The sequence below is a fragment of the Psychrobacter sp. P11F6 genome (genome assembly GCF_001435295.1).
Lineage (GTDB): Bacteria > Pseudomonadota > Gammaproteobacteria > Pseudomonadales > Moraxellaceae > Psychrobacter.
In genome coordinates, this window is sequence record NZ_CM003594.1 from 2,500,574 (window position 1) to 2,521,537 (window position 20,964).

Annotated in this window: 16 protein-coding genes and 1 pseudogene; 5 read left to right on the forward strand and 12 right to left on the reverse strand. The window is 41.4% G+C overall.

What is annotated here, in order from left to right:
- The 6 genes and pseudogenes from AK822_RS15010 to AK822_RS15285 form a co-directional block, all read right to left on the reverse strand.
- Positions 1-4,217, reverse strand: a 4,217-nt coding sequence (locus AK822_RS15010) for a beta strand repeat-containing protein (RefSeq protein WP_167541675.1), incomplete at its 3' end; no start/stop codon positions are given.
- 91 nt (positions 4,218-4,308) lie between these two features.
- Positions 4,309-5,283 (reverse strand): OmpA family protein, encoded by a 975-nt coding sequence (locus tag AK822_RS10260; protein ID WP_060491566.1) that lies wholly within the window; start codon positions 5,281-5,283, stop codon positions 4,309-4,311.
- Between the two features lie 692 nt (positions 5,284-5,975).
- Positions 5,976-6,727, reverse strand: a protein-coding gene (locus AK822_RS14710) for an IS5 family transposase (protein ID WP_157292369.1) whose coding sequence is annotated in 2 segments (ribosomal slippage) — positions 5,976-6,520 and positions 6,520-6,727 — 753 coding nt in all. Because the reading frame shifts where the segments join, the coding sequence is not laid out codon by codon here.
- A gap of 524 nt (positions 6,728-7,251) precedes the next feature.
- The gene (locus AK822_RS10275; protein WP_060491567.1) at positions 7,252-8,325 is read right to left on the reverse strand and encodes a helix-turn-helix transcriptional regulator; all 1,074 of its coding nucleotides are present in this window, start codon (positions 8,323-8,325) and stop codon (positions 7,252-7,254) included.
- A gap of 421 nt (positions 8,326-8,746) precedes the next feature.
- On the reverse strand, positions 8,747-9,868 hold the full coding sequence (locus AK822_RS10280; protein WP_060491568.1) for a Fic family protein: 1,122 nt from the start codon (positions 9,866-9,868) through the stop codon (positions 8,747-8,749).
- Between the two features lie 329 nt (positions 9,869-10,197).
- Positions 10,198-10,440, reverse strand: a pseudogene (locus AK822_RS15285) (DUF2938 family protein); the annotation flags it as partial.
- A gap of 200 nt (positions 10,441-10,640) precedes the next feature.
- Here AK822_RS15285 and AK822_RS15130 point away from each other — a divergent pair.
- From AK822_RS15130 to AK822_RS10295, 4 genes are all read left to right on the forward strand, one after another.
- Entirely contained in the window at positions 10,641-10,784 is a 144-nt protein-coding gene (locus AK822_RS15130) for a MerR family transcriptional regulator (RefSeq protein WP_228139013.1), read from the forward strand.
- A complete protein-coding gene (locus AK822_RS15135; protein ID WP_228139083.1) occupies positions 10,785-11,051 on the forward strand; it encodes a MerR family DNA-binding protein in 267 nt (88 codons plus the stop codon).
- 735 nt (positions 11,052-11,786) lie between these two features.
- Positions 11,787-14,126 carry a TonB-dependent receptor gene (locus AK822_RS10290; protein ID WP_087945627.1) on the forward strand — a complete coding sequence of 780 codons (2,340 nt, stop codon included), beginning with the start codon at positions 11,787-11,789 and terminating at the stop codon, positions 14,124-14,126.
- An 87-nt stretch (positions 14,127-14,213) separates the two neighbouring features.
- Positions 14,214-15,611, forward strand: coding sequence for a YncE family protein (locus AK822_RS10295; protein WP_060491571.1), 1,398 nt, complete (start codon positions 14,214-14,216; stop codon positions 15,609-15,611).
- 323 nt (positions 15,612-15,934) lie between these two features.
- On the opposite strand, the gene AK822_RS10300 is transcribed toward AK822_RS10295, so the two are convergent.
- The 3 genes from AK822_RS10300 to AK822_RS10310 all read right to left on the reverse strand — a co-directional run bounded on the left by AK822_RS10300 (position 15,935) and on the right by AK822_RS10310 (position 18,336).
- Positions 15,935-16,543 (reverse strand): nitroreductase family protein, encoded by a 609-nt coding sequence (locus AK822_RS10300; protein ID WP_060491572.1) that lies wholly within the window; start codon positions 16,541-16,543, stop codon positions 15,935-15,937.
- A 69-nt stretch (positions 16,544-16,612) separates the two neighbouring features.
- Positions 16,613-17,551, reverse strand: coding sequence for a pirin family protein (locus AK822_RS10305; protein WP_060491573.1), 939 nt, complete (start codon positions 17,549-17,551; stop codon positions 16,613-16,615).
- Positions 17,552-17,625: 74 nt separating this feature from the next.
- Complete coding sequence (locus tag AK822_RS10310) at positions 17,626-18,336, reverse strand: pirin family protein (protein WP_060491574.1); 711 nt, start codon at positions 18,334-18,336, stop codon at positions 17,626-17,628.
- Between the two features lie 219 nt (positions 18,337-18,555).
- Here AK822_RS10310 and AK822_RS10315 point away from each other — a divergent pair, with 219 nt between their 5' ends.
- A complete protein-coding gene (locus tag AK822_RS10315) occupies positions 18,556-18,882 on the forward strand; it encodes a GNAT family N-acetyltransferase (RefSeq protein WP_060491575.1) in 327 nt (108 codons plus the stop codon).
- A gap of 240 nt (positions 18,883-19,122) precedes the next feature.
- Here the strand turns inward: AK822_RS10315 and AK822_RS10320 are convergent, their stop codons facing one another.
- The 3 genes from AK822_RS10320 to AK822_RS10330 are packed head-to-tail and all read right to left on the reverse strand — an operon-like array spanning position 19,123 to position 20,820.
- Positions 19,123-19,857, reverse strand: coding sequence for a YoaK family protein (locus AK822_RS10320; protein WP_060491576.1), 735 nt, complete (start codon positions 19,855-19,857; stop codon positions 19,123-19,125).
- Positions 19,850-20,404: an NADPH-dependent FMN reductase gene (locus AK822_RS10325; RefSeq protein WP_060491577.1), complete on the reverse strand. Its 555-nt coding sequence runs from the start codon at positions 20,402-20,404 to the stop codon at positions 19,850-19,852. The genes AK822_RS10320 and AK822_RS10325 overlap by 8 nt, the downstream gene beginning before the upstream one ends.
- Before the next feature lie 53 nt (positions 20,405-20,457).
- The gene (locus AK822_RS10330) at positions 20,458-20,820 is read right to left on the reverse strand and encodes a DoxX family protein (RefSeq protein ID WP_228139085.1); all 363 of its coding nucleotides are present in this window, start codon (positions 20,818-20,820) and stop codon (positions 20,458-20,460) included.
- Positions 20,821-20,964: the final 144 nt, after the last annotated feature.

Below are 20,964 nucleotides of genomic sequence, written 5' to 3' on the forward strand. Positions count from 1 at the left end.
TGGGTTGGACTGACCGTAGCAAAGTCATCATCGGTGCTGATATCGAACACTAGGTCTTCGCTGTTCTCGAAGATGTCATCGTCTTTGGCGGTGACGGTGATGACTGGGGTAAAGCTGCTACCTGCTGGAATAGTCACGGTGCCAGTAGCTAAGAAGTCAGCGATCTCTTGTGTATCGGTGATGACCACATCAGGGCCGCCCTCAACGGTGTAAGAGATTTGATCAATGTCATCAGCATCTACGGTAGTGCCTGTGCCAAGGTTGACCGTGACGACAGTGTCAAAGTTGCTGACATTGTCTTGAGAGATGGTGAATTCTAAGGTGTCATTGCCCGTCTCGCCTTCAACGGCTGACGGTTCTGTAGCAATGATACTAACAACTGGCTTATCGCCATCGGTGGTGCTGCCGTCATTAGGGTTGCCATTGTCTTCATCTAAGATGGTACCAGTGGCAGTGCCCTGGGTTGGACTGACCGTAGCAAAGTCATCATCGGTGCTGATATCGAACACTAGGTCTTCGCTGTTCTCGAAGATGTCATCGTCTTTGGCGGTGACGGTGATGACTGGGGTAAAGCTGCTACCTGCTGGAATAGTCACGGTGCCAGTAGCTAAGAAGTCAGCGATCTCTTGTGTATCGGTGATGACCACATCAGGGCCGCCCTCAACGGTGTAAGAGATTTGATCAATGTCATCAGCATCTACGGTAGTGCCTGTGCCAAGGTTGACCGTGACGACAGTGTCAAAGTTGCTGACATTGTCTTGAGAGATGGTGAATTCTAAGGTGTCATTGCCCGTCTCGCCTTCAACGGCTGACGGTTCTGTAGCAATGATACTAACAACTGGCTTATCGCCATCGGTGGTGCTGCCGTCATTAGGGTTGCCATTGTCTTCATCTAAGATGGTACCAGTGGCAGTGCCCTGGGTTGGACTGACCGTAGCAAAGTCATCATCGGTGCTGATATCGAACACTAGGTCTTCGCTGTTCTCGAAGATGTCATCGTCTTTGGCGGTGACGGTGATGACTGGGGTAAAGCTGCTACCTGCTGGAATAGTCACGGTGCCAGTAGCTAAGAAGTCAGCGATCTCTTGTGTATCGGTGATGACCACATCAGGGCCGCCCTCAACGGTGTAAGAGATTTGATCAATGTCATCAGCATCTACGGTAGTGCCTGTGCCAAGGTTGACCGTGACGACAGTGTCAAAGTTGCTGACATTGTCTTGAGAGATGGTGAATTCTAAGGTGTCATTGCCCGTCTCGCCTTCAACGGCTGACGGTTCTGTAGCAATGATACTAACAACTGGCTTATCGCCATCGGTGGTGCTGCCGTCATTAGGGTTGCCATTGTCTTCATCTAAGATGGTACCAGTGGCAGTGCCCTGGGTTGGACTGACCGTAGCAAAGTCATCATCGGTGCTGATATCGAACACTAGGTCTTCGCTGTTCTCGAAGATGTCATCGTCTTTGGCGGTGACGGTGATGACTGGGGTAAAGCTGCTACCTGCTGGAATAGTCACGGTGCCAGTAGCTAAGAAGTCAGCGATCTCTTGTGTATCGGTGATGACCACATCAGGGCCGCCCTCAACGGTGTAAGAGATTTGATCAATGTCATCAGCATCTACGGTAGTGCCTGTGCCAAGGTTGACCGTGACGACAGTGTCAAAGTTGCTGACATTGTCTTGAGAGATGGTGAATTCTAAGGTGTCATTGCCCGTCTCGCCTTCAACGGCTGACGGTTCTGTAGCAATGATACTAACAACTGGCTTATCGCCATCGGTGGTGCTGCCGTCATTAGGGTTGCCATTGTCTTCATCTAAGATGGTACCAGTGGCAGTGCCCTGGGTTGGACTGACCGTAGCAAAGTCATCATCGGTGCTGATATCGAACACTAGGTCTTCGCTGTTCTCGAAGATGTCATCGTCTTTGGCGGTGACGGTGATGACTGGGGTAAAGCTGCTACCTGCTGGAATAGTCACGGTGCCAGTAGCTAAGAAGTCAGCGATCTCTTGTGTATCGGTGATGACCACATCAGGGCCGCCCTCAACGGTGTAAGAGATTTGATCAATGTCATCAGCATCTACGGTAGTGCCTGTGCCAAGGTTGACCGTGACGACAGTGTCAAAGTTGCTGACATTGTCTTGAGAGATGGTGAATTCTAAGGTGTCATTGCCCGTCTCGCCTTCAACGGCTGACGGTTCTGTAGCAATGATACTAACAACTGGCTTATCGCCATCGGTGGTGCTGCCGTCATTAGGGTTGCCATTGTCTTCATCTAAGATGGTACCAGTGGCAGTGCCATTCGGTCCAATAGCCGCATTGCTTGGATTACTGATATCCAGTACTAAATCTTCTGACTTTTCATAGACGGCATCATCAGCGACGTTGATGGTGATGACTGGGGCACTCGTGCTGCCCGCTTCTATCTTGACGCTGACGCCATTGTCTAGGAAGTTCTGAATCTCAGCTTGGGTCGTTAAGGTGATCTCAGTGCCACTCGCATCTGTATAAACAATGCTGTCGATGTCAGCGGCGTTGATGTCGCTAGTACCGCTAGTTAGTTTAACGTCAACGGTGGTGTCAAAGTTACTCTGGTTGTTTTGAGAGACGGTGAATTCTAAGGCGTTGTTACCCACCTCACCTTCAACGGCTTGTGGTTTGGTTGCAATAATGCCAACCACAGGTTTGTCGTCACCTACTGACGGATCATTAGGATCAACTGGTGTTTTACCGTCTGTGGTACCATCGTCATAGATTGTGGTATTGACGCTGTTTTCAGGACCAATTGTTGCGTTACCTGAAGTAATATCAGTAACGGTAACGGTAAAGTTCTCAGGGCCTTCAAATAGGTTGTCGTCCACAATCGGTACTTTGATGTCAACAGAGGTTTGACCCGCTGGAATCGTCACGTCTTGAGTGACAGGAGCGGTATAGTCAGCTGAACCCTCGGTACTGCCATCACTAATCGTGATAGTAACCACAGTGTCTTCCGTGCTTGGGTTGCTAATGCTAACCGTATAAGTCGCTTCATTAGCACTGCCATCAGCCGCGGTTTCATTCAAGCTTTTGGTGCCACTAATACTCACTATTCCTGGATAATCAACGGTGATCGTCGCTTGGTTAGATTTCTCACCTGTTTTATCAGACACCACATAATCCACTGGCGTTGGATCCGCTGTAAAGCCTGCTTCTGGCGTAAAGGTCACTTTGCCTGTACTGCCATCAACTGACCAAGTACCTTCGCCATCTACTACTACATTGGTGACTTCATTACCTGTTACAGGGTCGATTAGCTTGACTGTCGTTGGGTCTAAGTCGTTTTCAGGATCGCTGTCATTAGCTACTACGTCGATGATAACAGGCTGACCTGTTTCACCTTTGACTGTATCGTTTTCAGCTACTGGCGGATTTTGTGGATAATCAACGGTGATCGTCGCTTGGTTAGATTTCTCACCTGTTTTATCAGACACCACATAATCCACTGGCGTTGGATCCGCTGTAAAGCCTGCTTCTGGCGTAAAGGTCACTTTGCCTGTACTGCCATCAACTGACCAAGTACCTTCGCCATCTACTACTACATTGGTGACTTCATTACCTGTTACAGGGTCGATTAGCTTGACTGTCGTTGGGTCTAAGTCGTTTTCAGGATCGCTGTCATTAGCTACTACGTCGATGATAACAGGCTGACCTGTTTCACCTTTGACTGTATCGTTTTCAGCTACTGGTGCCTCATTAACAGGAGGAGTGGTTGACGAGCTATTATTACTACTGCTACTGGCTACTATACCTATCAGTCCTAGACCAGCAGCAGCAGGCATCCACCAAGGTATAGCAGCAGCATACTCTTGGCCACCCAAAGCCTGCCCTTCAACCGCACCTTCTTCTAGCTGCGTTACATAGTCATAGGTTTCGCCAGTGTCTGGTATATAATAATAATACTCTCCATCTTCAGAAATTCCAAGCAGCGCACTATCTGCACTATCGTAGAAACCTTCTATAATAAGGTCACTCTCTTTACCGTCTTCTTCAAATGAGACGTGTAAATCATTTTTCAAACGTTTAGTGATAATGTGGTTTGGTGCACGGCCTATAGCAGTATCATGAAACTCGTAATTCACTTTATCCATAGCTGTGATAATTGTAGGCTTTCCATTCTTAGTCACTACTTGTACTTGATCTATGGTCTTAGTCGCATCATTGGTTTTCACTGTAATCGTATTCATTTTCTTACCTTCTATTTTTTCAAGTCAAATAATACAGATTGGCATATATTCATATTAGGCAGCTTTATTTGCCTGCAGATAACATTATTAGTTATTTATGTACGCGCTCTTCAACTACGGCAACAACTCGACGATTGAGTTGGCGACCTTCTACAGTATCATTGCTTGCTCTCGGCTGCGACTCCCCATAGCCAACTGCATTTAAGCGCTCAACTGCCATACCAAATTGAGTAATTAACACCTCTTTTACTGCGTTTACTCGGCGTTGGGATAGGGCCTGATTATAAGCATCTTTACCGCGATTATCGGTATGACCTTCTATAACCACAACTGTGTTGGGGTACTTTTTCATAAATTCTGCTACTTCAATGATTTTTGAGTAATATTCTGGACGCACGATAGCTTTATCGGTTTCGAATAATACTTCAAGATCAATAACAATCTTTTCGGTTAAAACTGGCGGTTGCGTTTCTACAATAACTGGAGATACAATTTTGAGTTCTTCAGATACGATAGGTAGTGCACAGTTTGGAATAACTCGACTGACTTGATGATTTTGATAACGCTTATTAGCTAGAAATGTTAATGCACTTTCAGAGGTAATTTGCTTTAAGGTACTTTGTCCTTCTTTATTCATACTAATATGAAAAAAATAAGTTTGACCACCTGTTAGCTCATAGTCTTGTTTATCTGCTAATAAATTATTATTTTTAAAACCTGTTGCATGAGCACTTAGCTGATTCGTACCAACACATGAGTTAACAACAGTATAGTTGTCGGCATGTAAACTGACTTGGAATCTATTATTGACAGAAACATTAGCACTTGTTTGTTCAGAATAATCATCATTACTTCGAATGAATACCAACCGGGTTTTGTCTTTAGCGACTTCTTTTTCTAACACTTCGTTGATATCAGTGTTGACCTGGTTGTTCCACACAACACCATCGACGCGGCGTACGTCTCCTTCGTTGTGGACACCACCAACCATAGCGCAAGAAGAAATACCGAATAAGGTGATTGGCACAATGATAGCAATAATATTTTTCTTAAGTACTTTCTTCATAGTATTATCCTGACTTATAACATTATTTAGTGGTTAATGATTTTTAATTAGAGATCATGTAAATCAAAGTGTTAATAATTTTTCATTGAGTCCTATAAACTTAACTCCAATCATATGTTTATCTTATCCTTAATATAGTACATGATTACAGAAATTTACTTTAACCATTCACACCTAATTCTCCACCACTTATCGGATTCATTCATAATGACTCCGATAAATTACCGCAATATTTTTTGGTATTATATATAAAAGTATTACTTAACAGACTTATAAGCAATAATTAATTAATAAACGAACTTGACAGCTTAATATTGACTTGAAGTGCCACATAACAACTGAGAAACTTGAAATCATCAAATATGACAATGGAACTCATGTGAATAATATTTGTCGCTTATGATGCAAGTAGATTTTTTAAGCATAAGAAGCCCATTAAAAAAGCCACTTAAAGCTATCGACATAAGGGGTTCCAATCGGTGCATAGCTATAAGATCTTATTGTTTCAGCCTCAAATCCACTCTCGTCAAGATACACAATCGGACTGTTGCCAGCTGTAAATGGTGCTGGTACTAAGTCCATAAAATAGGGAAGCTTCTTGAATAGTCATACCATCAGCGATGCTAGAAAGCACCTGCTTGCGATAATTAACTGAACAAGTGATTGTTTATTTCATTAATTAGGGCGTGTCCTCAATTCATCTTGCAATGAATAATGGTACACGCTAGGTAAAGCATAGACTTAAAGTTGCGAGCCAACTTCTCATAGCGAGTAGTGATGCTACGAAAATGCTTGAGCCTTGCAAACATATTTTCTACAAGATGACGCAGTTTGTATAAATAGCTATCAAACTCTGGATTAGGCTGTTTGGCATTTTTCCTTTTAGGGATGACAGACACCATATCGTGGGTACGGGCTTTGTCTCTGATGGCTTCTGAGTCATAGCCTTTATCAGCGATAAAGTAATCAGCTTGTCCAATCATGTCAATCAATTCACCTGCAACTTGACTGTCGTGGACTTCACCCCCAGTGATTTTAAAATCGAGCGGATATCCATCGGCATCACAGCATAGGTGTATCTTTGTAGTTGCTCCGCCACGGCTTTGTCCAATTGCTCGGTCTTCACCAAGCCGAGCTCCACTTGCATGTTGGTGACAGCGTATATAACTTCCGTCGATGAATACCCATTCCGTATCAACTTCTTTTCGTAGGCTAAAAAAAATTTCTCCCACAAACCAGTCTTTGACCAGCGATTAAAACGGTTATAAGCTGTCTTCCACGGGCATAATTCTTCAGGTATATCACGCCAAGGAGCACCTGTACGTAGTTTCCAAAGAATGGCTTCCATCACGTCACGATTCTTATCTTTTTGGTAGCAACCATGTTGTGCCATTGTCACTTGTAGCTGTTTCCAGAGATTATCGGTCAATGCTTGTCTGGCCATCTTTAATGAATACCTATCGATCGCTAAAATATAGACCTTATTTTAGCGCCTATATTTACTTTTTCCAATTAGGGACACGCCCTAGGATTGTTATAAATACTGTATCGGTTTTATATGGATTAAACTTTAACAACAATGAGCTGTATAACATATGTATCACTATATAGAGTATATTGTTATTCAAAATACCTTAAGCTCATCTTAATGCGATATAACATAATACGAATTAAGTTTGACCCGAATTAACATAAAAAAGAGATAAGATACAGAAACAAAAAAACCCATCAAACATTAGGATTTGATGGGTTTTATAAATAGAGTATTAAGTGACGATTCTTAGTTGATACCGCTCTATCAGAGTGGAATGAAGTACTTATCACCTATAAAGGCTGGGGAATTTTGTTAAAAGAGATTAAAAATTAAAACAGGATGCGGTTATATACTCACTATCATTTACCTAGGTAGTTTGACGAATCTCTAGGTCTCAGTTCTACTAAAATTCATCTGCTCTTTTCTTTTATGCTTTAAGCAGTACGTATATCGCGCATACCACTATCACGATAAGCTTTAGGGGTTACGCCAAACCAAGCTTTGAAGCATTTAAAAAACTGGCTAGGAGATTTATATCCTAGTAAGTATGTAATGTCGTTAGTCGATATATTCTTTTCTGCTAGGTATGCCTGTGAAAGACGCTTTCTAGTTTCCTCTAAGATTTCTTGAAATGTAGTACCCTCATCCTTGAGTCTCCGCTGCAGTGTACTAATACTTAAATTCATTACACTAGACACATTGCCACGCGTAGGCTGGCTAAACCCTATTAAAGTCTCAATAGCGATTTCACACCGGCGTTTATAGTCAGAATCAGTAATCTGCACTGAAAGGAGGTTTAACAAAGGGTTAACAAGGAAATTCTTACCAATATCTTCTTCATTCTGTATTAAAAAATCGATAACATTACTGTAATCATCTGTATTTTCAAGCGCATAAACCAAGCTTGTTGTTTGACTTGACTCAATAGGAACGTCAAAGACTGATCTATAATAATCTAGCTCATACAAACTACTGCGGTGACCAATTTTTATTTTCTTTATAGCCCCAGGGCAAAGCTCTTCCATAAGTCTATAAACTATCACCAGCACTCCATCAATTTGATGCTTGTTCAAGACATACTCTTCTCTAAGAACCAAATCGAACCTAATTCGACTTTTCTCTAGCACCAATTTAAGGACAATCGATCCAGTAACAAGAGAAAAGAAGCAATGCACTAACCTGCTTACTAATAAAAACAATATTTGTTCATTACTATTAAGACATGGCTTTATGCACTCCTTAATAGACTTATAAAAAGGCATCGAAGCAAAATTCATTCTTAAATGTAATTTTAAACCAAGATAAGTATCTTGGAAAAAATCACATATAGCATCAACCTCCTTGTTAATTAAATGTAAAGGAATCATATCCCCTTCATAACTATCAATTTCTACATAATATTGTGACAGCCTAGGTATGTCCTCTTGACGACCTTCATCAAGTAAATATAGATTAGTTGCCTCTCGTACTGAATAAATCGCACTTCTATGTGTACTATAAATTTCCATATTTATGCTTGCCTAAAACTTTTGTGTTTAGATCTAGCCAATCCTCTAGCTGCTAAACGAACTAAAGTTATCATTTTTTATTAAAATCGAATAGAAGCACTCAAGAGCGTATGTAATAACTCGTAAATGAAACATTCAACAGCTTGCTCATATATAGTATATATGATTTATTTTAAATATATTGTTAAAATGAATTACCTGACCCCTGCCGTCAATCCCGTAGACTTAAACTTGGGAGATTCTGATCAGACAACTGGCGGAAGTTTTTTAGGTATACCTCACTGGAACCCATTAACAGACCACTCAAAATAGAATGTTATCGTGGAACTGCTTATGTTAGATCACTGAATTGATTGTACTTATTACAGCTTATTCGAATACTTTCTTGCTGTCATAGCAGACTTGAAAAATATGATGTTTATCATAAAACCAACTCATAACTCGTACTACGCCCAGAAGCCTCAGACTTTTTCAGCATCCCCTTCTCTATCAAATCATTGATATCTCTTAGTGCTGTGTCTATAGAACACTTAGTCTTCACTGACCATTTCTTCGTAGTTAGTTTGCCATAAAAGTCCGTTAGCAAAATATTGAGCATAGTGACTTGTCTGGTGTTCAAAGCATGCTGTCGATGGGTTTGCCAAAAACTCGCTTTATGAATAATTTTATCTGTGGTAATTTGAGCAGTAATAAGTGCTTGTTCTAGTGTTTGTAGAAACCAGACCAACCAATTCGTGATATCAGTATCGCTTTTTTGCGTGCGCTCCAGTATTTTGTAGTATTCATTGCGCTGTTTAAGAATCTGCGCTGACATACTATAAAAGCGCTGGGCACTGTTATCGCTTTGCGCTAGCATTCGTTCTGTGATTGCTCGTGTTAGTCGTCCATTTCCATCATCAAATGGATGCAAAGTCACAAACCATAAATGAGCAATACCTGCTTTTATGACCAAATCTATATCGTCTTGCTCATTTGACGAAGTATTAAACCACAATAAAAATTTGTCTAACTCATCTGGCAACCTATTCGCACTCGGGGCAACAAAATGAACCCGCTCGCGACCATACCCACCAGACACTACTTGCATTGGCCCTTTACTATCATCACGGATACTACCTGCTTGAATGCGATATAGCCCACTATATCCATCTGGAAATAATGCTCGATGCCATCCAAGTAAATCATCTAACAATAGCGGCTGTTGATAACGATAGGTAGCACTTAGCATCATCTCTACCACTACATCGATCTCACGAGTAGTGGTTGGCATACTGGCGTTATCTAACCCTAAATGCCGCGCAACTGAGGAACGCACTTGCTCGTTATTTAGCGTCTCACCTTCTATTTCAGAAGTTTTTATAATCTCCAAGGTCACCGCATCTAACTGTGCCTCAACATTCAGATCAAACCCTATTGTTAGCAGCTTTCCTAGTAAATGGCCTTGTAATATCCGCACACGACTCACCAATGGCAATAGTTTTTTATCTGACCATTGCCACTCAGTCCAGTCTTTATTTTCATGAATATAGGTAATATGCTTCATATTTCTCTCAGTTATATGCAGGGATTAAAACCCTAATCTCCTTATATTATGCAGAAAAAAAACAAATAAGACAATTCATGCTAATTGAAAGAAGAAGAAAGCACCTTGAAAAACAGAATTAAAGAAGAGTATTTTGGATAGAAAACGCACTGATTTTGTCATAACCGAAGCTAAAGTGGAGGTAAAAATACTATAAAATTATAGTGCCCAAATACGTGCTAAACTTTATCTTATACTCATTCACCTTGCCCTTTTTTAAATATAGAATAGCTAAAAGCTAATAGAATCAATACATGTAAGATAATGTCATATCATAATATTTGGTTGACCTACCTTGACATGGTAGAGGTCAGCAGTTCGAGTCTGCTTATGCCTACCAAATATTTAGAAAGCCCCAGTCTAACGACTGGGGCTTTTTTTGTCTGTAAAATATTGGCTCTCCACCCAATAAAAAGATCACCATGAATAGTATTATATTTTGCAGTAGCGTCATGACGGAACCGCCCTTGACCCATGTAAGCAATCCAACGCCCCACCATTCCCCAGTTGCTCGGTGGAATATTAAATAAATACTTATTGAGTAATGATCATAAGTCCATCACAGCTGTAGCGCCAATACCGATTAATATTATAAAAACGACGTTATCCATGATGACTCTCTTACTGGTTTCAGTATCAATGTGATGATTGCATATAACTTCAAGTCAACTTCAAGTCAACTTCAAGTCAACTTCAAGTCAACTTCAAGTCAACTTTAATTCAAGAGGGCATTATGGATATTTCGCAGGTTGCTAAACAGTCTGGTGTTCCTGCTTCAACGTTACGATTTTATGAGAAAAAATGCCTAATTCGCTCTGTTGGTCGGCACGGTATCCGCCGAGTTTTCAGCGAAGATATATTAGAGCGTCTGGCCTGAATTGCTTTAGGACGTGTTGCAGGGTTTTCACTGGAAGAGATTACTGGGATATTAGGGTCTGAAAAAACCCTAGATGTTGATCGAGATTTGTTGCTGAACAAAGCCTCTGAACTGGATGAAACGATTCAAAAATTAAGCGCTATGCGTGATGGGCTGCAACTTGCGGCAACTTACACAGCCCCTAACCACTTGGAGTGTCCGAGGTTTCAACGTCTAATGAATCTAGCAGCCACTGGCGCTATTAAAAGTAACACCTTGCATAAATAAGCAATAGAGCCAATTCTATTAGGTGATTAGGTCACTCAAATAATATTGGACTGCTTAACAAATATACTGCGATTATCCAAAAACCCTAGATTACTAGTATCACTTGCCTACGTTCTCTCTATTCAATTGTGCCAAACGTATAGAGTAGCATTCGTAACCTACTCTAAAGCCTGTCCCCTCATATAACGTTTGCTCTTAGCAGCTGTCGTTAAAGCTAAACTAGCTATTTTTTATTCAAGTTATCACTCAAAGTTGGTTTTAAACTTCCAAAATATAACACTTTCAGCCATATGAAATCCTAAACTCTGGTGCTGAATTCCTGCAAACTGTCATTAGTCCAGACGATCTATTGTTGATTTATTGCCTACCGTTCTTATTTCTTCAGAGACTGGCTTACAAAGTGCTCTATATTTCAGACGTATCAATTCATTGACCAGAGACCTATAAGGCTTTTTATGATTGATATTCTCCTGAACCATAGTTCTTAACACATTCATTTTTCTAACTTTCGACATACTCATTATTATCTCAGTACCAACATATTCATTGAATGACTGTCACATTTATCACTCACAAAGAAAGTCAAATATTGAAGTTACCTCGTGTAAGCATAGCTAATATGCACACCTTACTGAAATATAAAGTTTGTATATCTTTATGTTATATTATAACATAACGAAAATATTTACTCTTATCGTTATTTATCCCTATATAACTTCTTATTTTGGTAATCTCATGTCTCCAATTTTTCATATCAACAGATTAAGAGAACCTGATTATACTTCTGTATCTTCAGTTAATTTTAGTATTCGCCGGGTAACGACTGTATTCTCAGTAACGACAGCTTTAGGTATGGCAAGTTTGTCAGTAAATGCGAAGGATACGATGGTAGATATCAAACCTATGACATCCTCATCTTTTCACCTAAACTCTCCTGATACGACCCACCCTTCGGTGACTCTAGACACCATAGTGGTGACGTCTAACCCTTTATTGCCACAAGCGAATGAAATGGCAACCGCAACCAGTATTGTTACTGGCGATGCGCTCACTACTCAGACAAGCAGTACGCTTGGTGATGCACTAGCAAATGAAGTTGGCGTGTCTACTGATAGTTTTGGGCAAGGCGCAAGCCGACCAATTATTCGAGGGCAAAGCGCACCGCGCGTCCAAGTCATGCAAAATGGTTTGAGCGTACAAGATGCGTCACAAATCTCACCAGACCATCAAGTGGCGGTACCTGTCCTAGGTGCCAAACAAGTTGAAGTAATCAAAGGCACGTCAGCGTTGATGTATGGTGGCGGTGCTATCGGTGGTGTGGTCAATATTGTTAATGACACTATTCCTAAAGAAAAGCCTAAAAACAACATCAGCGGAAAATTGGCATTGATTGGTCAACAAGCCACAGACGGTTATTTAGGTTATGCAGAACTCAATGGCAGTATCGGTGAAAACTGGCTATGGAGTGGGTATTACCAAAAGACGGATAAAGGCAATATCCAAGTGCCACACTTAGATACCGATGAGATTGCCAACAGTTGGTACACGCAAGATAACGGTAGCATCGGCTTGTCTTATGTGACTGATATGGGCTATATCGGTGCATCATATCAGCGCCTGTCTTCAGAATATGGCTTGCCCTTTCATGTGCATAATGAATGCTCACCTGATAGCGTACTGACCAACCAACTGAGCTGTGAGGCGGATCACGAACATGACCACGATCATGGTGAAGCGCCCTATGTCGATATGACGTCAAACGTCTATCAGCTCCATGCAGAGCGAAAATTACCCATGATAGGCGTCGATAGCATCAATACGAAACTCAGCTATACAGACTACCGTCACGATGAAATAGATGAAGGTGCGGTGGGCACAACTTTTGAAAACAAAGCCATTAGTGCTCAAGCTCAAGCCACACATAGCACGTATAAAACAGGCAATCTAGGTCTTATGAAAGGTGTGGTCGGTCTAGATTACACAAACAGTCGGTTTTCTGCTGTTGGGCTAGAAGGTTATTTGCCGCAAACTGATCGTACACAGGTCGGTTTGTTTTTCATTGAACGACTCACGCCAGATTATTTTGGCGCAAAAATACAGAATGCTGATAAATTTGCAGGTCAATCATTATCTGCAAGTGATGCCCATGCTGGTCATAATCATGGTGAGACGACGAACGACGCTCCTCTCGATACGTCTAGTATTTTAAGAAAACAAGGCAAAAGTCCTTGGTATATTGAGTTTGGCGGTCGTCAAGATTTTCAAAATCTAATAGATAACGACAATAACATCGAAAAAACACATGCCGGAACATCTGTCAGTTTAGAAGGTGGCAAATATCTTACGCCTAATACGCAGTTGTCAGCCAGAATCAGTCATTCTGAAAGATTGCCTTCTCCACAAGAGTTGTTTTCTAATGGCGCCCATCTTGCAACCAATACTTGGGAGCGTGGTAATGGGCAATTAGAAGAAGAATCTACTGATGGCATAGAGCTCACTTTGCGTTACGACAATGGCAATCGTTTTGATAGTAGTATTTCTGTCTTTTATAACGACAGTACAAATTATATTTATGCCAAAACTCAAGATATTGCTACTGAAGGAGAGTCTGCTGGTTTCCGTTTAGTGGATTATGTCCAAAGCGATGCCAAACATTATGGTGGTGAAATTCAATCACGCTATTATCTTAATGACAATATTAGTATTGGCAGCTTTGCCGACATTGCGCTGATAACGCTAGATGATGCGAGCCTTACACGAAAATACGCGCCAAGATTGGTAGCGCCCCGTATTGGTGGTGATATTACCTCTCAATTTGGTCAATTTGATTTGGTGCTGTCTGGATATCATCGTTTTGAGCAAGATCACATTGCTGATTTTGAAACCAATACGCCGAGCTACAACATGGTTGATGCCAAGCTTGTCTACCATAGTTCGAGCGCTCATGATTACACCGCTTTTTTTCAAGTCGAAAACATTCTAAACGAGCTTGCCTATAATCATGCCTCTTATTTGGCTGAACAAGTGCCAATGCCAGAGCGCTCTTTCAATGCGGGTATCACCTATAACTTCTAACAGCCTACTCTCTTTTCATTAGTCACCAGTAACTAGCAATCCGTAATCAATTGTCATAAGCCTCATAACTTATGACTGGAGTCCTTTATGAATCAAACAAATGCCTTAAGCCGTGCCATCGCGCTCGCCTTCTCTTCTTTAATCGCCGTTTCAGCACTTAGCGGCTGCGGGTCATCAGATGATAGGAAAACACCAATCATAGATTCAGAACATGACCACGACCATGGAGACGATCATGACCATGATGATGAGTCTGCTGTCAGCACTGAAATGGAACAAGGTCGTTTATTCATCACTGCAAAAGATGGCAGTCAAGCTTACATTTATAGCCTTGCTCAAGATAAAGTGATACAAGCCTTACCATTAACCGGTCAAGCCGATGCCGTACAAAGTAGTCCAGATGGTCATTACGCCGTCGTCATGGATCGTACTAATAACACAGTCAATTTTTATCATAGTGGGCTTGAGATTGAAAACCATGGCGATCATGATCACCCATATGCTCGTGATGCGGCAAAAATGCCATTACAGCTCAACTATACCCGTCCTGTACATTTTCAAACTTTTGGAGAGCAAGCAGGGCTTTTTTTTGACGGCTTAGGTGCGACAGGCAATCCCATAGAAAACCCTGTAAAAGAAGCTGGATTTGTACTTGTAACAGATACCGGTATAGCTGACGGTACACTGCCTTATCAAAAGCTTAATACCAGCATGCACGGTACAGCGGAACCTAGAGGCAATTATGTGATTGCCTCGCAGCGTTATCAGACAACTGGTAGCTCACTGGCTGATACGCTCTCTGTATTTGAACAGCATGGTGATCACTATCATATAAGCCAAACCTTTGAGACAAAATGCATGGGGTTGCATGGCAGTGGCAGCGTCACAGATTACAGTGTCTTTGCTTGTAGCGATGGCGTTTTAAGCGTCAAACAAACCGGAGACACATTCAGCGCCGAAAAAATTTCCTATCCCAGCAGCCTAACCAATATTCAATGTGATGGTACAAGCAATAGTCCTGCTCGAATTGGCTCATTCATCACTAACCACCATCATAATTATGCCATTGGCACTGCTTGCGGTCAGCCTTACCGTGTCGATCCTGTCAGTAAAAACATGACACCGATTGTCTGGACAACAGACAGCAGTCGCCGTATTGTCAGCTATGATTTTGATGCCCATGGAGAGCATTTAATGCTACTCGATGATACCGGCAAACTATATATACTCGATGTTGCACAAAATTATAAGCAAACCGCCGTATTAAATGTTTTCCCTAATGGCATCGAAGGCAAAGCGGTTCCCTCATTTATTGTTAACCCAAACACGCAAATGGTTTATATGATGGATGACTCAAACCAGCAAATTATCGAGATTGATCCTCATGATGGTAAAATCGAGTCAAAAATAACACTAAATTTCACACCTTCTCATGTGACTTGGTTTGGTGTGAAAGCTGGACATGATGATGAACATAGCCATTAGCGCTTAGCACCTCATCTAATAAAGATAGTTTAATGACTGCTGACAGTAATTGGCTATTAAATATATTTATAAACGCTAGTATTCAAGATAACCCTTAATCCGACGCTTCTTAAATTCCGAAGCATCCGATTAAAGCGCTCGATGATCTTGAATTCTTCTATAGGCATATCTTAAACAACTGGGCTAGTAGGATTTACTACATTAGTTATAGTCTGCTATAAAATCATATTACCCCAGTTTATAATTATAAAAAAACCAATGAAACCGCTATGATATTTTCATAGCAGTTTCATTGGTTATACGGTCTTTAACGCTAAAAATTATTAGCCGAATACTTTCATACGTTCATCAATTGGCTGAAACGCTTTGTCACCTGCTGGCTGCTCAATAGCGCCGAACACCATTTGCGCATTCAATTCCCAATCTTCAGCTATGTCCCAAGCATCAGCAACTCTCTGATCGATGACAGGGTTATAATGCTGCAAGTTAGCACCGATATCTAAGCTAGCCAATGCCGTCCAAATTACATATTGATGCATCGCGCTGGTTTGATGTGCCCAGATTGGGAATTTATCCGCATATAAAGGGGCGGCTTCTTGCATGTTTCTCACGACGCCTTTGTCCTCGAAGAACAATACTGTACCCGCACCCGCTCTAAAGCCTGCGATTTTATCTTTAGTACCTTGGAACTTCTCGTCATCGCCAACAATCACCTTGAGTGTCTCTTCAGTGATGTCCCATAATTTTTTATGATCTTCACCAAATAACACCACAGTACGTGCTGATTGTGAGTTGAAAGCGGATGGCGTATGCAAAATAGCATGTTCCACCAAATCGACAATCTCATCATTCGTTACGGATAGATTGTCGCTAAGCGCATAAATAGAACGGCGCTTTTCTGCCAATTGTTGTAAATCTTTTAGATTTGACATGATGTTCTCCGTTAGGTTTATATTAAAAATATAGTAAATGATAAAAGGCTTTTAATCTTTAGCCTTCTTTTAGCCTTTAAAACCTTGAGGTAATTCAGGTGCTGGCAAACGTTGCATATCTGAGTCAACATTACCAAAACGCTCATGACCATTATTCCAGTCGATGATGGATTGCTCGATCTCTGCTTTATTGTCCGCAACAAAGTTCCACCACAGTAGCACTTGGTTGTTTAATGGCTCACCGCCGATAAACATCACACGGGTGCCTTTTTTGGCGACCAGCTTGATGCTTTTGTTATTAGCAACATCGCTATCGTGGAAGCGAAATAACTGATCTTGCTTACAAATATTACCTTCAGACTCTATCTCACCCTCTGAGACTAAGATGCCATATTCAAAGCTCGGTTCTAAAGTCAGTGTAGCCTCGCCATCTTCGGTGAAGTACACGTCGATACCGACCAGCTTGGAGTATTGGATGGTAGGCGCTTTAAAGTGCTGACCTGAAGCATTGGTATAGCTACCGGTGGTCAAAATCATCTCAACACTATTTTCCGTCCACGTTGGTAGCTCTGGATAATGATGAAAACCGCGCTCAATCTCTTGATCCGTCGGTAGTGCAATCCAGAGTTGTACCATACTGATAGCACGCGCCGCCTCTGACGAACCACCAGTGTCTGGAAAGACGCTTTGTTCCGTATGACTGATACCTTGATTCAAACCTGTACCTGCAGTCATGACATTGACTTGGTTTTTGGTAATGACTTGCTCGTTACCTAAGCTATCTTTATGCAGTACTTCGCCATTTAACATCCAGCTAAAGGTTTGCAGATTGGTGTGCGGATGACGACCGACTTGCATACCGGTTTCATCTTCACCAAAGTCAGCAGGACCAGCGTGATCTAAAAAGCACCACGCACCGATAGGCTGTTTACCTTTATTGGGTAATAAACGGGCAATCGGAATACCGCCGACATCAGCCAACCTTGGCTCTAGGGTTTGAATACTCATCATCCACCTCTTATGATTTATAGTTACAGATTATTGAATACATGATTATGAATTACTACTATTTTTTGTATCAATTAATACATAGGTACTTCCATTAGTAGTACTCTTGCGTCCTCGGTCGCATCCATCGTGAAGCTTTTGGTATCTGAGATACCAAGGCCGTCACGAGTATCAAGAACGTTACCGTTGATAGTAACTTTACCCTCTAGTACCAAGACATAAACACCGTTATTGGCATCTTTTAAATCATAATTCTGAGTCACACCTTTGTCAAAATGACCCATATGGAACCAAGCGTCTTGATGAATCCAAACGCCCGCGTCGTCCGCGTTTGGAGATAGCACTTGGTTGAACTCATTAGCTTTCATGTGCTCATCCATACGCACTTGCTGATAACGCGGCGTCACGCCCATTTTGTTGGGAATTACCCAAATTTGTAAAAACTTGACAGGTTCATTGGCATCGCCATTCATCTCGCTATGAGTAATACCCGTACCCGCTGACATGACCTGAATCTCACCAGTCTCGATAGTGCCTTGGTTACCGATATTATCTCCATGACCGAGCTTGCCAGATAATGGAATACTGATAATTTCCATATCACGGTGTGAGTGCTTGCCAAAACCTTGACCACCAATAACAAAGTCATCGTTGATGACTCGTAGCGCACCAAAACCCATACGCTCTGGATTATGATAATTGGCAAAGCTAAAGGTATGCTTGCTTTTGAGCCAGCCATGGTTAGCATCGCCACGAGAATTTGCTGCATGATAAATCGTTTTCATAAGTTATCCTTTATTTTTAATTGGCTTGTTTAAGCTATGGGTCTATTATAATTGTTGAGCAGATATAGATAAACAGTGCTTATTGCAAATAACTATTCTTATTTATAGAACAATAGATGCTTAGAATTAACGTAATATAGTAGTCACGCCATCATTCGCGTCACCCGTTAGTACCAATAAGTAGGTATAAAAAATATTAATGATAAAGAGAGGGAAACCATGTCAAATCTACATACATTGAATAATGAAGTCATCGACAACAAAGCTCAAAAACGTTTTGAAATTCATATCGATGATCAGGTTGCGTTTGAAGAGTATGAGTTTTTTACCACATCCGCAGGTGAGGAAGGTGTTGAGTATAAGCACACATTCGTGCCTGATTCGCTTAGTGGTCAAGGTATCGCTGGTTACTTGGTCAAAATCATCTTAGATAACGCCGCTGCTAGAGATTTACGCGTTAAACCAACGTGTCCTTATGTAAAGTCCTATATTGGTAAGCATCCAGAATACCAAGCCAATTCGGTGTTTCATGGCGCAAAGGCTTAAACTTATAGTCAGTGAAACGTAATATCGATACCTCATGCACGGCTCATATCCATTTTCTTGCTTGCTGTGCCTTCGCAGACAGAGGCGGCAAAAATTGATATGAGCCGTACCGTCGCGCTTTTATTATTTGTTAACTATAGGAGTTCAAAATAGTTACAGTGACGCTCAACGAAAAAGCCATGATAAATCATCATGGCTTTTTACGATTAATGGCATTACTCAATAACGGTAGAGCTTTTATTAGCTCATATGCTGTAAGAACTCCGAATTACGCGCTAGTAGTGATAAGTACAGCACAGGAATGACAAACAAACCGACTGCCCAATAACTGAGATTTACATACAGCACCGCGCCGAGTAGTGCGCCAATCACAAAGCTGATAACCAATGCCGCGCTATGTCCCAATTTTTTAGCATTATCAGTGCTACGGTTGGCAATATAATCTGACAGACCAATACCCAGTTGGGTCGTATTACCCGTCATTAATACTGTAGGACTCATATGTTTGATGACTGTTTTACTAGCCGTATTACGAATAGCAAGCGCCGTTAGACCTAAACCACCAGTAATGGCGACGGTTATATCGCCTGCTTCAGTGAAAGGTTGAAAGGACAATCCTGCTATCATAAAGGCGGTCAAAAATAGCGCTTCTGCTAAAAACAAATGACTGAGTACTAACGTTTGCTTCCGGCTTTTATCAATGTATATTTTGGTAATAACCACCGTTATTATAAAAAGCGGTACCGATGCCAGCTTGATCCACAAGCCATCTTCACCTTTAACCAAACCGCTACCAGCCAGTACTAAGTTACCCGTGACATGAGCGGTAAAAAAGCCAAATAAAGTGATGAAGCCAATGGTATCAATCGCCCCACCAACTATCGTTAATAGGATAGGCGCTTGATAGCGTTGCCAAAAGCTTGGTGGCTCATCATGTACAGGCGCAGTATTATTATTAGTTACCGTTTTACTCACTAGTATTTCCTGCAAAATCCACAAAATCAGTCACAAAGCGCTGTAAGAATTTCTGTGTGCGCGGGCTAACACTGCCATCATCATTTAAGCTGTCAGTTGCATAACTTAAATGAATTTCAGGATCAATCATCATTTGTGCCGAAAGCATTTGCATGCTTTTTCTGACATCAAGGCCACTATTGATACCGCCGAAACTGCCTGGCGAGGCCGTCACTACCGCAACTTTTTTGTGGGTCCACACGCTTTCTTTATAAGGACGTGAGGCGATATCTACGACATTTTTCAAGGCGGCTGGCATAGTGCGGTTATGCTCTGGCGTGACAATTAATACGGCATCAGCGCCTTTCAGCTGCTGACGCACACGCTCATAGCTATCGATAGTCGTATCATCATAATCTTGATTATAAAGCGGTAAGTCTGCGATATAGACTTCTTTTATAGACACGCTTTCAGGCATCTGCGCCGCAATAAACTCTGCAAATTTACGATTGATAGATGCTTTTCGCAAGCTGCCAATAATTAAGGCGATGTTGATTGATGTACTCATAGCGGCTCCCTGATTATGATGATAAGACGATATTTTCTAAGCCATTTACTTTACTATATTCTGCGATGATTATTGTTATCGATTGAATAAGCACCTGCTCCATGAGCAAATATCATCAAGAAACCACCCGCCATCGCAATATTTTTCATGAAAGGGTTCATCTGTGATTCATCTATCCAGAATTGATGGAAAAGCAGCGCTGATATAATATTGAATCCAACGAGTAAAATAGCAACGAAACGCGCTTTAAAACCAAAGAGAATAGCGAGGCCGCCGAAAAGTTCAACCGCGATGACCAGCGGCAATAACATCCCAGGTACACCCATTGATTCCATATAACCTTGAGTGGCCGCGTAGCCGGTAATTTTAGTAAAGCCTGAAAAGATAAAAATCATTGATAAAAATAGGCGACCAATTGGGACGCTAAGCTCTTGTAGTTTATCCCTGGGTTTTCTCCAGTAATAGAATGTTTTTTAAATTTTATTTGATTATGCGATGGCCTTATTGTATTCGTTGCTTATAATTAGATAAACCGTGATAATTGCAAATGTAAGTTCTTA

What these genes read in the sequence shown, in the direction of transcription:
- AK822_RS10260 (WP_060491566.1), bottom strand. Translation starts at nt 5,283, where the DNA reads ATGAAGAAAGTACTTAAGAAAAATATTATTGCTATCATTGTGCCAATC.
- AK822_RS10275 (WP_060491567.1), bottom strand. Translation starts at nt 8,325, where the DNA reads ATGGAAATTTATAGTACACATAGAAGTGCGATTTATTCAGTACGAGAG.
- AK822_RS10280 (WP_060491568.1), bottom strand. Translation starts at nt 9,868, where the DNA reads ATGAAGCATATTACCTATATTCATGAAAATAAAGACTGGACTGAGTGG.
- AK822_RS15130 (WP_228139013.1), top strand. Translation starts at nt 10,641, where the DNA reads ATGGATATTTCGCAGGTTGCTAAACAGTCTGGTGTTCCTGCTTCAACG.
- AK822_RS10290 (WP_087945627.1), top strand. Translation starts at nt 11,787, where the DNA reads ATGTCTCCAATTTTTCATATCAACAGATTAAGAGAACCTGATTATACT.
- AK822_RS10295 (WP_060491571.1), top strand. Translation starts at nt 14,214, where the DNA reads ATGAATCAAACAAATGCCTTAAGCCGTGCCATCGCGCTCGCCTTCTCT.
- AK822_RS10300 (WP_060491572.1), bottom strand. Translation starts at nt 16,543, where the DNA reads ATGTCAAATCTAAAAGATTTACAACAATTGGCAGAAAAGCGCCGTTCT.
- AK822_RS10305 (WP_060491573.1), bottom strand. Translation starts at nt 17,551, where the DNA reads ATGAGTATTCAAACCCTAGAGCCAAGGTTGGCTGATGTCGGCGGTATT.
- AK822_RS10310 (WP_060491574.1), bottom strand. Translation starts at nt 18,336, where the DNA reads ATGAAAACGATTTATCATGCAGCAAATTCTCGTGGCGATGCTAACCAT.
- AK822_RS10315 (WP_060491575.1), top strand. Translation starts at nt 18,556, where the DNA reads ATGTCAAATCTACATACATTGAATAATGAAGTCATCGACAACAAAGCT.
- AK822_RS10325 (WP_060491577.1), bottom strand. Translation starts at nt 20,404, where the DNA reads ATGAGTACATCAATCAACATCGCCTTAATTATTGGCAGCTTGCGAAAA.